Source organism: Leptothoe sp. LEGE 181152 (assembly GCF_032906605.1).
Taxonomy (GTDB): Bacteria; Cyanobacteriota; Cyanobacteriia; order Phormidesmidales; family Phormidesmidaceae; genus Leptothoe; species Leptothoe turfae.
In genome coordinates this window covers 23,777-38,239 of record NZ_JASATU010000062.1, presented here as the reverse complement: position 1 = coordinate 38,239, position 14,463 = coordinate 23,777, and the positions used below count along the sequence as shown (strand labels likewise).

The window sequence follows — 14,463 nt, the reverse complement described above, 5'->3', positions numbered from 1 at the left end:
TTAACAATAGACCATCCTGTAGGGGCACTCCCTTGTGGATGCCCTTCGATACCAAGCGCTATCCGTCAGGATTTCATATCATTGCCACCAATCAACACACATAGGTGATTTCCTCACAGTCTAACCATGAGGAAATCACCTATGTACTCTCTTTCTGAGTAACCTACACATTCGCTAAATGTCGATGGACAAACTGCACACAAATCGAGCCTTCACCCACACCAGATGCCACCCGCTTCACTGATCCATGGCGTACATCGCCCACCGCAAAAATCCCCGGAACATTCGTCTCCAACAAAAATCGATCGCGCTCTAACGGCCAGAGCGCACCATTGGGAATATCCGCCCCACTATAAATAAAGCCACGCTCATCCCGCTGTACCACATCATCAAGCCAGCCTGTGCTCGGTGTCGCCCCAATAAAGATAAACAGCGAATTGGTCTTAAACGTTTTCACCTCTCCTGTTTGAGAATCCTTCACCAAAATCTCTTCTAGTCGATCACCGCCCTTAGCCTCCACCACACTGTGAAACGGCATCACTTCAATATTGTCAGTCCCTGCAATCTGGTCAATCAAATACTGCGACATGCTTTTTGTCAGCGACTCACCCCGCACTAACATCCGTACCTTGCGGGCATACTTCGAGAAATACATGGCCGCCTGCCCTGCTGAGTTGGCACCGCCCACCACATACACATCCTCATCCTTGCAGGCAGCCGCCTCTGTTTGGGCCGCACCGTAGTAAACACCTGCCCCCGTAAACTGCTCCACACCAGGCACCGATAGCCGACGCCATGACACACCCATGGCTAAGATCAGAGCATGGCAACTAATCTCACTACCATCTGATAGGGTCACAATCCGATAATTGTCTTCCAACCGAATCCCCGTTACTTCCTGAGGCGTTAAAATCTCCACCCCAAAACGTTTTGCCTGGGTGACTGCGCGTCGAGCTAAATCGCTTCCACTAAGTCCCACCGGAAAGCCTAAATAGTTTTCAATCCGAGAGCTTGTCCCCGCCTGTCCGCCAGGAGCTTCTCGCTCAATCATCACGGTCCGCAACCCTTCTGAAGCACCGTACACTGCAGCAGCTAACCCTGCCGGACCACCACCGACGATCACCAAGTCATAAAATGGATTCGCCGCTTCAGTCTGCATCCCCACCTGCTGCGCCAGGTCAGCCGTACTAGGCTTTACCAGTTTCTCACCGCTGGGCAGCAGCACCAGCGGCAAGCAGGGGTTATCCTTCTCGCCGGCATAGGTCACTAGCTGCCGCGCTTCTTGGTTCGACTCAATATCTAGCCAACGATAGGGCACTTGATTCCGCGAGAGAAAATCCCGCAGCGCATGGGAATCTGGTGACCAGCGATCGCTAATTACCTTTACCCCTTGAAATACTGGCTTAAATGTTGCCTGCCAATCGTGCAGCAGATCATCTAATACTGGGTAAAGTTTTTCTTCTGGCGGGTCCCAAGGCTTTAGTAGATAATAATCTAGTTGGGCCATATTGATGGCATCGATCGCTGCATTCGTGTCTGCATAGGCCGTCAATAATGCTCGCTTAGCAGCAGGAAAGATGTCTGAGCCCTGGTTCAAAAACTCGACACCGCTCATGCCCGGCATACGTTGATCTGCCAAAAATAACGCCACAGTATTGCCACGCAACTTTAACTGCTGGGCAGCTTCTAGGGCTGTTGCACCTGAGTCGGCCCGTACAATGCGAAAGCGATCCCCATATTGTTTGCGCAGATCGCGGGCAATAGTCTGTAGCACAGCAGGATCATCGTCAATGGTCAGAATGACAGGCTTATCCATGGGGCAAAGAAGGCTAACTTATTTCTCGCATTCTTACAAATTCTAAGCCCTGTTGACATGAGAATTGCCAATGGCATGGGCTCAAGATTTTCATTTTGATGGAGGTTTTACACCTAAAATCATTAGAACAGCCGGTATATCCTTAAAAAGCTAAGCCTTACAATGTCTCAGTTATATTTATGCTTGAGTCGATAATTCGCAAAAATTTTGACCAGGCAGCAACGCACTATGATCTTATTGTCTTGTCTAAACTTGTCTTTTTATACTTTGCAACCAGGCTTCTATGAATACGGCTAAACAATTTGAAGAGCAAGGTCATGTCATTCTGCCTAGATTCTTTAACCCGGAGGAGATTGATCAACTTACTCGTATCATTGACCGCATCTACAATCAGTGGCAGGAGGAAAATCATGATGCCCTGATTGAGCAGAAACTCATCAATATGCACTCGCTGACTAACCCTAGATATTTTCAAGGTTGCAGTCATAAAAGAACTGAGTTCTTCGAACTACTCTTACCAAGTAAACTCACGAATAGATTAGAGAGTATCTTCAAGACAGATATTTATTTTCACAATACACAACTCTTTTTTAACCCCCACGACAAGGAAAAACGACCCTACTGGCATCGTGATCTGCAATACAGCCCCATTGATGATAATGTGCAAGCCGCTGAACATAACAATATGCTTAGTCTCCATGTGAGAATTCCCCTTGTTGCAGAAAAAGGAGTAGAGCTCATACCTGAAACCCACAAACGTTGGGACACTGAACTAGAAAGAAACGTACGCTTCGAGCAAAATGGCCATAGAAATTATGAATCCCTGCCTGGCTCTGTCTTAATTGAACTTGAACCAGGGGATGTACTGATTTTTAGCGCTCAAATAATTCATCGAGGCAACTATGCTCTAAATCCTACCCGCAAAGCGCTAGACCTTTGTGTAGGCAAACCTCACCCTTTAGTCGAAAGTTTTCTAGACCCAACAGATCTACCGACTGACGAAGAAATCAAACATATCCAGAATAGTAATTGGTATGATCTGGCACGAAACATTGTACCCTCCCACAACTAGCAATAGATTCGGAGTGACACCCTGTGAGGCCAGCAGTTGTTGATAACGTTTAGGTGTAACTCCCAAGGTTTTTTGGAAAACAGTAGTATCTACAAATCTTCTCAGCACCGATCTATGACCCACTTTCCCAAACAGCTACGTGCTTTACCTAAATTCGATGGCCCATTTGATGCCTATAAACTCATGGCCCAAAACTGCGATGTTCTCTTTGCCACCTATCCCGCTGGAACAGAAATCTCACCCCACCATCACAATACCGACAATGTTGGCGTCATTACCCAAGGCGAACTTATTCTGATTATAAATGGTAAAGAGAGTCATTATCAGCCAGGTGATTGGTATCACGTTCCCGCCCAAGCAGTCCATGCGGCAAGGTTCGAACAAGAAACCTCAGAAATTGAATTCTGGTTCAGAGCAGATTAGATAGAGAATTTTCAGTAAAGACACATTCAGTTATCCACCACTCTTAAATCCCCAAACATTGGAGGGCTTTCAGGTTTGCCTAAGGATTAGGTAAACAAAAAGAATTACGTTATGAGAGTCTGGTCAATCGCTGCAAATATCGGAGGGCATCCACAAGGGAGTGCCCCTATGAGGTGATCCAAATTAATTAATCCAACTCACATCTTGCACCTGGCGTGGTGGCGATAACCCACCGTGGACTCAAAGTCGCACGGCTAATTGGATCAAAACCCTCTAAAGGGGTTAAAGAATCGCTGAAAGCCTATATTTAGGGCATCATAGCCAACGTTGTCGCTTTAGCAGACAGCCCTCAATTAGCGTTGGGTTTTGAACCCAACGTGGGTTTTAGCCTCACAATCGACTTAGTGCAAGATCTCAGTACAACCTCCAATCACCACCTACTCTACACTGAGCAAAACCCCTTGCCCCTCTATGAACCCAAAACTCACCCAAGGCCCCGTCGGCAAACAACTCATTACCCTCACTATCCCCATGGTCTGGGGCGTCTTCGCCATCATCGCCTTTAACCTTGTCGACACCTACTTCGTCGGCCAACTCGGCACCGCTCAGCTGGCTGCCATGAGCTTCACCTTCCCCGTTGTCATGACCTTCGGCAGTCTCGCCATGGGCCTTGGTGTTGGTGCATCTTCCGTCATCGCTCGTGCCATTGGCGAAGGCGACATGAGTCGAGTCCAACGCTTCACTACCAATAGCCTTACCCTTGCCGTCACTGCCGTCATCCTCTTCGTCAGTCTGGGTCTATTCACCATCAACCCACTTTTCAAAGCCCTTGGTGCAGGTCCTGATGTTCTCCCCTACATCCGTGACTACATGCGCATCTGGTACTTTGGCATGGTCTTCCTGGTTGTACCTATGGTTGGTAACAGCGCTATCCGTGCCGCAGGCAACACCCTGACGCCGAGTATCATCATGACCCTGTCCGCCGCCGTCAACATCATTCTCGACCCGCTATTAATCACGGGTGCCCTCGGCTTCCCCCGCCTCGAAATCCAAGGCGCAGCCCTCGCCACGGTTATTGCCCGTGCCACCACCTTAGTCGCCGCCTTGCTCGTTCTTCGCTTTAAAGAGAATCTTCTCTCTGCCCAATTCCCAGATATCAACGAAACCCTCTGGTGCTGGAAAGACATTCTCACAGTCGGTCTCCCAGCGGCAGCCTCCAGTATGATCAACCCCATCTCCATCGGAGTGATTACCAGTTTTCTCGCCATCCACGGTCCTGCAGCTGTTGCCGGATTTGGTGTGGCCTCAAGACTGGAAGCCTTTGCCCTCATTACCGTTATGGCCCTATCCACCAGCATGGGACCTTTTGTGGGTCAAAATTGGGGAGCACAAGAGTTTGGCCGAGTCCGCCTTGCCCTGAACCAAAGCTTTTTATTCTGCATGGGCTGGGGATTGTTTATGGCCATAGGTCTAGGATTGGGCGGACGCCTTCTTTCGGGCTTGTTTAATCAAGATCCCAATGTAATTGCCGTGGCCACCCAGTATCTGTGGCTAGTTCCCATCAGCTATGGTACCGCAGGCATCATTCAGGTTAGCAGTTCTGCGTTTAACGCCATGGGTAAACCGGTGCCATCCATTATTATGACCATTACTCGGATGTTTGTGCTGTATATTCCATTGGCCTACCTAGGTAGCCGTATCGCTGGCCCTATAGGAATTTTTGTTGCTGCGCTGGTGTCCAATTTAGCCGTGGGAATAGGAGCCTATTGCTGGAATCGTAAGCTGTGCTTTAAACCAGCAACGATTCAGGCCACACCTCAAGAAGCTTTGAATCAGTAGTGCAAAAGCTCAAAAATTAAACCTTCATAGGCAATCCGTCCCAAAGGCGATCTGGAAGCTGAGCGATAGCTCGCTGAAATGGCTTGGGGTCATCTAAACCACGAGATAAAATCAATGATCCTTGGATGGTCATTACGGCATCTTCACCTCGCTGCTGGGCCAGGTCTGGATCTAAGCCAGCTTCGATTAAGACTGATGCGATCGCATCCACCAACGTCTGCAAGCGATCCTTAATCGCTTCATGAAACATATCCCGCGATGCCCCCAGCGTCAGCGATGCCAGCAAACAAGGCTGTTCACCGGCCTCATATAAGGCAGAGATGCGATCGCACATCCCCCTTAACCGCTCCAACGGCTCGCCATCCCCTTGCAGCGGGGCCACAATATTGTCCGCCATCCATCTACCCGAATAGGCCAACGTCTCCCGTACCATCTCCGCTTTCCCACCTGGAAAATGATGATACAAACTCGCCTTACCCAGACCCGTCGCCTCAGCAATGTTCGCCAAACTCACCCCGTCATAGCCATGACGACGAAATAACCGAAATAGCACTGGCAAATAGGGTTCACGCGCCACAAACAACCACCAAACTTACAGTCTTGAGCCTTCCCAAAAGGGATCAACCTTACGGCCACCTTTAAAAGAGAATCATCTTTATTGACATTGTACCGTTCGTTCGGTATAAATTAACCAGACCGATCGTTCGGTTCAATATTAAATCATTTAAGGTCTCAACCCATGCCAAAACTTTATGGTCATCCCATGTCCGGCAACAGCTACAAAGTCAAACTGTTCTTGAACCTCCTAGGGATAGACCACGATTGGGTCACCGTAGACCTGCTAAAAGGTGAACACAAACAGCCAGAATTCTTAAAACTCAACCCCTTTGGCCAGGTACCTGTACTCACCGATGGCGACGTTGTTCTAGCTGATGCCCAAGGTTCACTGGTTTATTTAGCCCGTAAATATGCCAACAATGGGGCATGGCTACCAACGGAACCATTGGCCATGGCCGAAGTGATTCGCTGGCTCTCCATCACGACGGGGGAAGTACGCCAAGGTCCAGAGTCAGCCCGTTTATACCATTTGTTTGGCGCTAAAGCCATTAACATTGAGCGCGCAACCGAAAAAGCAACATTTATTCTCAACCAGCTCGATCAGCATCTGAGCGACCATAATTGGTTGGTTGGTAGTACGCCTACTATTGCTGATGTTGCCGTCTTTCCCTATGTTGCCCTTTCGCCCGATGGCAAAATTGACCTCTCGCCCTATCCCCATGTGTTGTCCTGGATTAAACGAGTCAAACAGCTCCCTGGTTTCGTAGGCATGCGAGGAATCGAAACTCTTGCAGTGACTGCCTAGTGAAAAACAAATCTTATAGGGACGTTGCATGTAACATCCCTACAAGATTCGTGAAACCCTAAATATTCTCAAATCTTTCCCCCCTAAACCCATGCCCAGCAAATTCGCCGACATTGCCTTCACCCCTGCCGTCAAAGCCGCCCAAACCCAGCGAGGTTCTCGAAAAACCTACGAACGCTACACCGCCAAAGCCCCGCCAAATGACACAATCACGCCGGAGTTGGCTGAGTTTATCACTCAGATGGATGGTGGCTATCTAGGCACCATCGGTTCTAACGGCTATCCCTATATACAATTTCGCGGGGGACCACCTGGCTTTCTCAAAGTACTAGACAATAAGACCATTGGCTTCGCTGATTTCTCCGGCAATGTGCAGTACATCACGGTGGGTAATCTGTCTGAAAACGATAAATCTTTTCTCTTTTTGATGGACTATCGACATCGCCGTCGGTTCAAACTGTGGGGTCGTGCCCACTATGTCGAAAATGATCCTGAATTAATTGAACAACTCCACATGCCAGGGTACCCAGCGAAGATCGAACGTGCAGTCTTATTCACCCTTGAAGCATTTAGCCAGAATTGCCCTCAACATATTCCCGTACGTTATTCTGAGCAAGACCTTCAGGAGGCAATTGAGGCAGCTACAGCGCCCCTACAGGCAAAAATTATCGCGTTAGAAAATCGTCTTCAAGGTTAATCTCTCTTCTCGTGTAGGGACGTTCCATGGCACATCCCTACACGAGATAATTTTTCATTCAATAATTCCTAACTCTTTAGCCTAAAAACTGTTCGACCATTCCCATGATCACAACGCCAGTCAACAACCCAACCGAACCGCTGCTTTTTAGGGTCTTCAAGTTTAACTCAGGCAATAGCTCATGGAATACAACAAACAGCATGGAACCTGCCGCTAATGCCATGCCCATGGGGGCGATCGCACGCCCCCCATCGACCAGTGTTACTCCCAACCATCCTCCTAAGGGTTCTAACCAGCCAGATAGGGTAGCAAACAGCAGCGATAAACCGATGCCATAGCCTAACTGACGCAAAGCTAGCGCTACCATCAAGCCTTCAGGCAAATTTTGCACAGCCACACCAATGGCAATGCCCGCATCATGGGTAGACGCTGCCCCCAAACCCACTGCCAAGCCCTCTGGAAAATGGTGTAGAGCAATAGCCAACACAAACAGCCACAGGTGTCGCCCATGGCCTGGCTGTGTCAGCTCTGGCTGAGGCAATACACGGTCTAAACCATAGAAAATCGCAACACCAATAATGACGGCAGCCACAATTTCTCCTGTGCCTGTGCCATAGCCAGCCGACTGCCCCGCCAACTGCACAGCCGGTATCAATAACGAGAATGCTGCCGCTGAGAGCATCACCCCACTCCCCATACTCAGCAACAGGGTCTGCCAACGATCACTTAACTGAGACGTAAACAGTATGGGTACCGCACCCACACCTGTGCCAAAACTGGCTAACACACTAGATGTAACCCCGTCAGACATCACATCCGACGCGACACTAGACCAGGATTGAGAGAGCTGTTCCATAGAAAACCTCCGACAGAAAATCTCCGACTCAGGACTCCATACTAACTAAAACTCATTATGAGTACGGGTGAGTTAAATCACACAAGCACCGATCTTTAAAGATGTGCAGTTCTATACGACAAAGATCTAAGTGTTTTCAGGGATATTACGGTTCTTAGAAACGACACATCATGTGGAAACTTTACGCAAAATGGTGTCTATCTCCGTGCAAAAACCCAAGGATTCATCGAGATATCTCGCTTAATTTAGTAATGTACTGAGTAACATTTACTACCCATGAATACAAGTTCGGTTGCATCCCATGTAGTCATTCGTCTACCCAGTCGTGTGGATAGTTTTATCTCACCGTTTTTTGAGCAAGATTTGAAACAGAAGCTTCAGCCTGGCGTCACCATCATCATCGACATGGCAAAGACTAAGTTTCTCGAACCTGCGGCAGCATCTGTATTTTGGGCAGGAATTATACAATCTCGCAAAGAAGGAGCCAAAATTATTGCTAGGGACATGAATGAGCAGGTCAAGCTTGTTTTAGAACGATCCGGCCTACTGCACCATTTACAGGAATTGTAAATGGCAGCTAAATGCCAAACGATAGAACAATACGCCTTGATCGTCCATGCCCGCACTCACGATGCCCTAACTTAATTATCGGCTTTGACGCTACACTGTGACGCCGCGATATTATAGTTAGTCGGAAAGAGTTGGTGCTGCGGTTGCGGGCTAAGGACTTAGCAAAGCCCTTAGCTTGAGGAAAGTCCGGGCTCCTGAAAGGTCAGGCTTGCTGGGTAATTCCCAGTGCGGGTGACCGTGAGGATAGTGCCACAGAAACATACCGCCAATGGAAAGGCGGAAGGCGGAAGGCAGAAGGCGGAATTTAAATTCATCCTTCATTCTTCATCCTTCATCCTTTTACAGGTAAGGGTGCAAAGGTGCGGTAAGAGCGCACCAGCAGCGTCGAGAGGTGCTGGCTCGGTAAACCCCGGCTAGGAGCAAGGTCGCAGGGGTCATGGTTGACCTTTTTCCAGCCCCGCTTTTGGTGTACCGCTAGAGGCAACTGGTAACAGTCGTCCCAGATAGATAACCGCCCGTTGATGTTCGCATCAGCGAGAACAGAACCCGGCTTACGGCTGACTCTTTCCATTTTTTTGAGCATAGGAGGGTGGGGCAAGTCCACCAAATAACAGTGAATGCTAAGTGGCCACAGGGCAGTAGACAGCAATCAGTCAGCAATCAAGGATGATCCACGACGACAACAAGAGTTATCACAATTTGTAGCAAAGTTAGGGGTAACGGATCCTACGGCAGTGCGTTGGGACCTGCTGCATCAGGCCCTGATAGATATTTCTCGCTCAGCAGATCAAAATAATGAAGTGCTGGAGTTTCTAGGTGATGCAGCCCTAAGGCTAGCTGCCGCAGAATTTTTGCAAGCAACCTACCCCCACATGTCGGTGGGAGAAATGGCAGCAGTGCGATCTCAACTTGTCAGCGACCGCACGTTGGCAGTTTTGGCCAGAGACTACAACTTTGGGCGCTACCTACATATATCGTCTAGTGCCGCTGGGGACCAGGCCGGCAGAAGTTCACGGCTGGCAGACGCATTTGAAGCTGTCTTGGGCGCACTCTACCTGAGCACCCAAGATCTCAGCCTGATTCATCCCTGGCTTGATCGTCAGTTTGAGCGGCTTACCCAAACCATCAAAAACGACCCAGCCCGCCACAACTATAAAGCAGCCCTCCAAGAACTCACCCAGGCCCACAGTAAACAGCTGCCAGCATATACTGTCGAAGAAATTAGCCAGCGCCACGGCGATCCGGAGCGGTTTTATGCCCAGGTCCAGTATCAGGGCAAACTCTGGGGAGATGGCAAAGGTCCCTCCATTAAACAGGCAGAACAACGCGCCGCGCAGCAAGCCTATCAACAATTGGAACCCTTGATTACCGTTAACTCAAATAGCTAGTAACCCTGACTGCCACAATGGGCAAAATGGACAGCGGACCGCTCAGCGAGGTATAGGGCAATGGATCCAGAAACAAGGCAAATCAAGCTGGCACTGATGGGAGTGGGGCGGTGGGGCACCCATCTACTGCGTAACTGTCTGGCTCATCCCCAACTTCAGGTGAGGGCGGTCGTCGATCCGTCTTCAGAACGGTTGACGACCATAGCCCAAACGTTTCACCTAGACGCCTCAGTGGCACTACTCAGGAGTTGGGAAGCGGCCTTAAACATTGACGGTTTAGAAGCTGTTGCGATCGCCACCCCCGCCACCACCCACGAGGCTATGGTCACCGCTGCCCTCAAACGTCAGCTGCATGTGCTGTGTGAAAAACCCTTGACGCTGACTGCCAATACATCTAAGGCACTTTGCCAATTAGCCCGTCAGCAAAATCGGCAGCTATTTATTGACCACACCTATCTCTTCCATCCGGCTGTTATGGTGGCCAAGGCGAATCTAAACCGTCTAGGCACTCCACGCTACGGCTATGCCGCCCGCACTAACCTGGGTCCCGTACGTCACGATGTTGATGCCCTCTGGGATCTAGCGATCCACGACATTGCTATTTTTAACCATTGGCTGGGGGATTTTCCCACACATGTGCAGGCCCAAGGTCTGAACTGGCTAAAGCGTTCAAACCAAGTGCAGCTAGCCGATGTGGTGTGGTGTCGTTTGAAATATGCCAGTGGGTTTGAAGCAACGGTACATCTATGCTGGGCCAATCCCCACAAGCAACGACAGTTGACTATGGTTTGCGATCGCGGCAGCCTCATCTTTGACGAAATGCGACCTGAATCGCCCCTCACACTACAGCTAGGGCAGCTAGAAGCCGACACATTTAGTCCCATAGGCTTAAGTACAGAGTCCATCGACATTCCTAAGCAGGAGCCATTGGCCACGATGTGCGAGCATTTTGTCCAAAGTGTGCTCACCAATCAGTCATCATCCATATCTTCGGGCATCGTTGGCACTGATCTAGTCGCCATCCTAGAAGCCTTATCCAAATCCCTAAATCAAGCAGGCGCATGGATTTCTACACAGTAAAAGCAAGACAGTAAAAACAAGAGTCGTTTTGCGTTCTCAGATCTTTATTTTGAGTTGAGTTGATACCCGTTAACTCAAAACTAAACACTCCAAACTTACCCCTCTGTCTTCTGCCCCACCAGCACCTGCTCAGCAGCTTCTGTCTTATCCTTTTCAGGAGTCTCGGGTTCATCGGCTTCACCCTGGTTAGCCAAGAGCGGTAGGCTCACGGTAACTGCCGTACCTTGAGCCACCCCCTCACTGTAGAGGCTAATGCTGCCCCCCATCAGTTTCATAAAGTTCTTCGAAATCGCCAGGCCTAACCCTGTCCCCTCATAGCTGCGGGTGTGACTACCGTCCACCATTACAAAAGGATGGAAAAGCTTTTGCTGATCCTTGGGATCAATGCCAATTCCAGTATCCTGAATAGTCACGCTCACGCGAGGTGCGGGCACTGGTGCAGAATCGTCATCTGGAGCATCAACCGATTGCACTATCTCAATCTTGGCCGTAATACTGCCACTGTGGGTAAATTTAACGGCGTTGTAAACGATATTCAGGAACACCTGCTTGAGTTTATCGCCATCCCCCTTCACCCAGATGGGGTCTGACTTCTCAGGACGATTCAGGGTCAAGCCCTTTTGCTGAATCTGTAGAACCTGCATATCCAGAACATCTTGAACGATGCCCCCCAAGTCCAGAGTATCTAGATCAAGACTGACGGTGCCCGATTCAATTTTGGCAATGTCCAAAATGTCGTTGATAATTTTCAGCAAATGAATGGCTGCATTATCCGCCCGTTCTAGAAATTCCAGTTCCTCTTCGCGATCATCACAGGAGCCATCGCGCACCAGACGGACACAGCCAATAATGGCATTCAGTGGTGTGCGCAATTCATGGGATGTATTCGCCAAAAACTCATTCTTAAGCTGATTGGCCATCTGGGCGTTTTCCCAAGCCTGGCGTAACTCCTGGGCTCCTCCTTCCAGACGACGCAGCATGCGTTCTAGAACTTGCCCCAAATAATCAAGTTCCCAAATACTTCGGTTCTTGGGCGCAGCCTTGACCTCAGAGGAAAGGTCCTGAACTTGCTGAGTATAGTGAATCAATCGCTCCACCGGCAATGACAGACTACGGGCCACATAAAGCGCTAACAGAGCATTGGCAGCTAGCAATCCCAGGGTCAGCAAAAATAGAATCATCCGGATTTCCCACAGCGCGTGGAGGGCTTGATCAAGCGGCGTTACCGCTAACACATTCCACGTCTGAATCTGACCGGTAGACACCGGCAGTTTGGCACCGCTGTAGCCCGCTAGCCACTCGTCACCACTTTCCAGCAAACTAAACAGGTGCAGGGTATCCGAATTCCCTACGCGAATACTGCTCATGATGCTAACAAACCGATCAGCACCATGGAGGTCATCGACCGATAGACCGACTAGGTTGGGATTGGGGTGGGTAACGACAATGCCATTGGGATCGATAATGACCGTTTTACCTACCAGAGAACGGGGATTGGTGTCTTCTAGCTGCGTAAATCCAAACTGAGCTGATAGGGTATAGCGCAGCTGTCCTTCGGGGCTATAAATAGGTGTGGCGACAATCAAATCAAGCAGGGAAGAGTGCATCCCTTGCTCTTCATTTTCCACTTCAAGGACAGTTTCTGAAACCGTCCGATTAGGGCTATCAAGGTCCACTAAATAGAAGTCTGACTTTCCCGTGGATTCTTGTTGCCAAGGCAGCTGTAACGGTGTGGGCAAGAGGGAAGACTCACAGGTACTTAACACGACATTACCGGTGCCAGCATCAGTCAGCTCTAAGCACCCAACCGTGTGGGAAGCTATTTCGGTATACTGCCTCAGGGCTCTAGAGACTTCAGGGGTCTCTCCAGTTCTCAAAGCTTGGCTATCAGCGAGCAACATCAGCTCTGATTCTACTGCTCGTATGCTGTCCCTAAGACCACTTGCCTTGTTAATAGCACTGCTGGTCAAGTTTTGGCGGGCCGTGTCCAATAGGCTTGAACGCGCCTTACGCAAGGTAATCGCCTGACCAATGAGTAGCACAGGCGTACTCAATAGCAAGATACGCAGTATCAGTAACCGGCGAAATGAAAGAGGACGCTTAGCCATAAACCGCTAACAACTTATAGGATCGTCGCTGACTTCAACAAGGAAACGTAGATAAGACATGGAGTCAAATTCGTAGATAACAACAAAAGAAAACGCTTGCCATCTTGGTCTGCCGCAGTCTAGCCAAAATGGTCCGCAGACGTCACCGTCTCATTTACTTTGATGTTATATCTACTGGTAAACCACAATGAACCAATATCAGTTTTCGCAACGACCGTACCCATGACCATCGTGTTATTACTGATACCGGTACTAACACCCACTTAGTTTATCGACTGGTCTTGTCTAGCTACCGGCTAGCAAGCCAAAAGTTGAAGTAGCACTCACATAGATGAAGCCTTATCAAAGGTAGCTTAATCCCTTGAAATTGAATATTGTCAGGCATCAGACAGGTCAGTGTCGATGCTTCAATTCGTCAATCGATCGGTCATGTTCGCTATGCTTCAGCCTCTCACAAATTGCTTCATACCGAGAAGAAACCATCACCGCTTTTTGAATAAATGCCGCCGTTAAACCTACAGCCCTACGCCAAAACATCCAATCGTCCCTACGTCACTACTGTTTTGGCCATGAGTGCCGATGGCAAGATCAGTAATCCTCAGCGCGGTGCTGCTCGTTTTCCATCAGCCGCCGACCAGCACCATCTAGAAAAGCGATTAGCGATCGCAGATGCCACTCTATTCGGCGCTGGCACCTTACGAGCCTACGGCACCACGGCCCTGATCAAAGACGCAAAGCTCCTGGAAAAACGGCGTCAAAACACTCAACCCCCCCAACCCATCCACATCGTCTGCTCCAGATCAGGCCAATTAGATCCGACTGCTAAGTTCTTTACTCAGCCAATCCCCCGTTGGTTGTTAACAACCAGCCATGGGGCAGCCAACTGGCAAGACACAGATCATTTTGAACGGCTATGGATCGCCCCTAATGCCCCCACAGGCCAAGACTTCGCTTGGGAACAAATCCTGACCAAACTCAAGGCCTTAAATATTCATCAACTAATTATCATGGGCGGCGGTCAACTCGTGGCGGCTCTGATGGCCGCTGACTTGATTGACGAACTCTGGCTCACCATTTGCCCCTTAATCATCGGCGGAGACAAGTCCCCCACCCCATGCGACGGAGATGGATTTTCCCTAGACAATGCACCAAGATTCACCCTGATATCGCATCAAACCGTTGGGAATGAAGTGTTCTTAAACTATAAACGTCACCGCTAAGACTATTGAGTTTTGAGCTGACGTAGTTTGC

13 protein-coding genes and 1 other RNA gene are annotated in these 14,463 nt (G+C 49.4%); 10 read left to right on the top strand and 4 right to left on the bottom strand.

The genetic code is table 11. The annotated features are described in order from the left end of the window. Positions 1–163: 163 nt before the first annotated feature. Positions 164–1,816: an FAD-dependent oxidoreductase gene (locus QGP82_RS27735; RefSeq protein WP_499061634.1), complete on the bottom strand. Its 1,653-nt coding sequence runs from the start codon at positions 1,814–1,816 to the stop codon at positions 164–166. Positions 1,817–2,099: 283 nt separating this feature from the next. Here QGP82_RS27735 and QGP82_RS27730 point away from each other — a divergent pair, with 283 nt between their 5' ends. From QGP82_RS27730 to QGP82_RS27720, 3 genes are all read left to right on the top strand, one after another. Beyond that, on the top strand, positions 2,100–2,888 hold the full coding sequence (locus QGP82_RS27730) for a phytanoyl-CoA dioxygenase family protein (protein WP_499061633.1): 789 nt from the start codon (positions 2,100–2,102) through the stop codon (positions 2,886–2,888). A gap of 114 nt (positions 2,889–3,002) precedes the next feature. Next, positions 3,003–3,311, top strand: coding sequence for a cupin domain-containing protein (locus QGP82_RS27725; protein WP_163669415.1), 309 nt, complete (start codon positions 3,003–3,005; stop codon positions 3,309–3,311). A 471-nt stretch (positions 3,312–3,782) separates the two neighbouring features. After that, positions 3,783–5,150, top strand: coding sequence for an MATE family efflux transporter (locus tag QGP82_RS27720; protein WP_499061632.1), 1,368 nt, complete (start codon positions 3,783–3,785; stop codon positions 5,148–5,150). Between the two features lie 16 nt (positions 5,151–5,166). On the opposite strand, the gene QGP82_RS27715 is transcribed toward QGP82_RS27720, so the two are convergent. Further along, a complete protein-coding gene (locus tag QGP82_RS27715) occupies positions 5,167–5,727 on the bottom strand; it encodes a TetR family transcriptional regulator (RefSeq protein ID WP_163669411.1) in 561 nt (186 codons plus the stop codon). A 162-nt stretch (positions 5,728–5,889) separates the two neighbouring features. On the opposite strand from QGP82_RS27715, the gene QGP82_RS27710 reads away from it, so the two are divergent. Together QGP82_RS27710 and QGP82_RS27705 are read left to right on the top strand one after the other, a co-directional pair. Beyond that, positions 5,890–6,513, top strand: a complete 624-nt coding sequence (locus tag QGP82_RS27710) for a glutathione S-transferase family protein (RefSeq protein ID WP_499061631.1) — start codon at positions 5,890–5,892, stop codon at positions 6,511–6,513. Positions 6,514–6,604: 91 nt separating this feature from the next. Further along, positions 6,605–7,210: a pyridoxamine 5'-phosphate oxidase family protein gene (locus QGP82_RS27705; protein ID WP_163669406.1), complete on the top strand. Its 606-nt coding sequence runs from the start codon at positions 6,605–6,607 to the stop codon at positions 7,208–7,210. A gap of 76 nt (positions 7,211–7,286) precedes the next feature. Here the strand turns inward: QGP82_RS27705 and QGP82_RS27700 are convergent, their stop codons facing one another. Next, positions 7,287–8,066 (bottom strand): ZIP family metal transporter, encoded by a 780-nt coding sequence (locus tag QGP82_RS27700; RefSeq protein WP_163669404.1) that lies wholly within the window; start codon positions 8,064–8,066, stop codon positions 7,287–7,289. 276 nt (positions 8,067–8,342) lie between these two features. On the opposite strand from QGP82_RS27700, the gene QGP82_RS27695 reads away from it, so the two are divergent. The 4 genes from QGP82_RS27695 to QGP82_RS27680 all read left to right on the top strand — a co-directional run bounded on the left by QGP82_RS27695 (position 8,343) and on the right by QGP82_RS27680 (position 11,104). Next, positions 8,343–8,636, top strand: a complete 294-nt coding sequence (locus QGP82_RS27695) for an STAS domain-containing protein (RefSeq protein WP_036018518.1) — start codon at positions 8,343–8,345, stop codon at positions 8,634–8,636. 126 nt (positions 8,637–8,762) lie between these two features. Continuing rightward, positions 8,763–9,206: RNase P RNA component class A (gene rnpB, locus QGP82_RS27690), an RNA gene on the top strand. A 47-nt stretch (positions 9,207–9,253) separates the two neighbouring features. Further along, positions 9,254–10,024 (top strand): ribonuclease III, encoded by a 771-nt coding sequence (gene rnc, locus QGP82_RS27685; protein ID WP_163669403.1) that lies wholly within the window; start codon positions 9,254–9,256, stop codon positions 10,022–10,024. A gap of 60 nt (positions 10,025–10,084) precedes the next feature. After that, positions 10,085–11,104 carry a Gfo/Idh/MocA family protein gene (locus QGP82_RS27680; RefSeq protein WP_250565137.1) on the top strand — a complete coding sequence of 340 codons (1,020 nt, stop codon included), beginning with the start codon at positions 10,085–10,087 and terminating at the stop codon, positions 11,102–11,104. A 95-nt stretch (positions 11,105–11,199) separates the two neighbouring features. Here the strand turns inward: QGP82_RS27680 and QGP82_RS27675 are convergent, their stop codons facing one another. Next, on the bottom strand, positions 11,200–13,212 hold the full coding sequence (locus QGP82_RS27675; protein WP_163669401.1) for a sensor histidine kinase: 2,013 nt from the start codon (positions 13,210–13,212) through the stop codon (positions 11,200–11,202). Positions 13,213–13,712: 500 nt separating this feature from the next. Between QGP82_RS27675 and QGP82_RS27670 the strand changes: the two genes are divergently transcribed. Then, complete coding sequence (locus tag QGP82_RS27670) at positions 13,713–14,432, top strand: RibD family protein (protein WP_499061630.1); 720 nt, start codon at positions 13,713–13,715, stop codon at positions 14,430–14,432. Positions 14,433–14,463: the final 31 nt, after the last annotated feature.

Coding starts and splice junctions, on each gene's coding strand:
- QGP82_RS27735 (WP_499061634.1), bottom strand. CDS start 1,816: ATGGATAAGCCTGTCATTCTGACCATTGACGATGATCCTGCTGTGCTA.
- QGP82_RS27730 (WP_499061633.1), top strand. CDS start 2,100: ATGAATACGGCTAAACAATTTGAAGAGCAAGGTCATGTCATTCTGCCT.
- QGP82_RS27725 (WP_163669415.1), top strand. CDS start 3,003: ATGACCCACTTTCCCAAACAGCTACGTGCTTTACCTAAATTCGATGGC.
- QGP82_RS27720 (WP_499061632.1), top strand. CDS start 3,783: ATGAACCCAAAACTCACCCAAGGCCCCGTCGGCAAACAACTCATTACC.
- QGP82_RS27710 (WP_499061631.1), top strand. CDS start 5,890: ATGCCAAAACTTTATGGTCATCCCATGTCCGGCAACAGCTACAAAGTC.
- QGP82_RS27705 (WP_163669406.1), top strand. CDS start 6,605: ATGCCCAGCAAATTCGCCGACATTGCCTTCACCCCTGCCGTCAAAGCC.
- QGP82_RS27700 (WP_163669404.1), bottom strand. CDS start 8,066: ATGGAACAGCTCTCTCAATCCTGGTCTAGTGTCGCGTCGGATGTGATG.
- QGP82_RS27695 (WP_036018518.1), top strand. CDS start 8,343: ATGAATACAAGTTCGGTTGCATCCCATGTAGTCATTCGTCTACCCAGT.
- rnc (WP_163669403.1), top strand. CDS start 9,254: ATGCTAAGTGGCCACAGGGCAGTAGACAGCAATCAGTCAGCAATCAAG.
- QGP82_RS27680 (WP_250565137.1), top strand. CDS start 10,085: ATGGATCCAGAAACAAGGCAAATCAAGCTGGCACTGATGGGAGTGGGG.
- QGP82_RS27675 (WP_163669401.1), bottom strand. CDS start 13,212: ATGGCTAAGCGTCCTCTTTCATTTCGCCGGTTACTGATACTGCGTATC.
- QGP82_RS27670 (WP_499061630.1), top strand. CDS start 13,713: ATGCCGCCGTTAAACCTACAGCCCTACGCCAAAACATCCAATCGTCCC.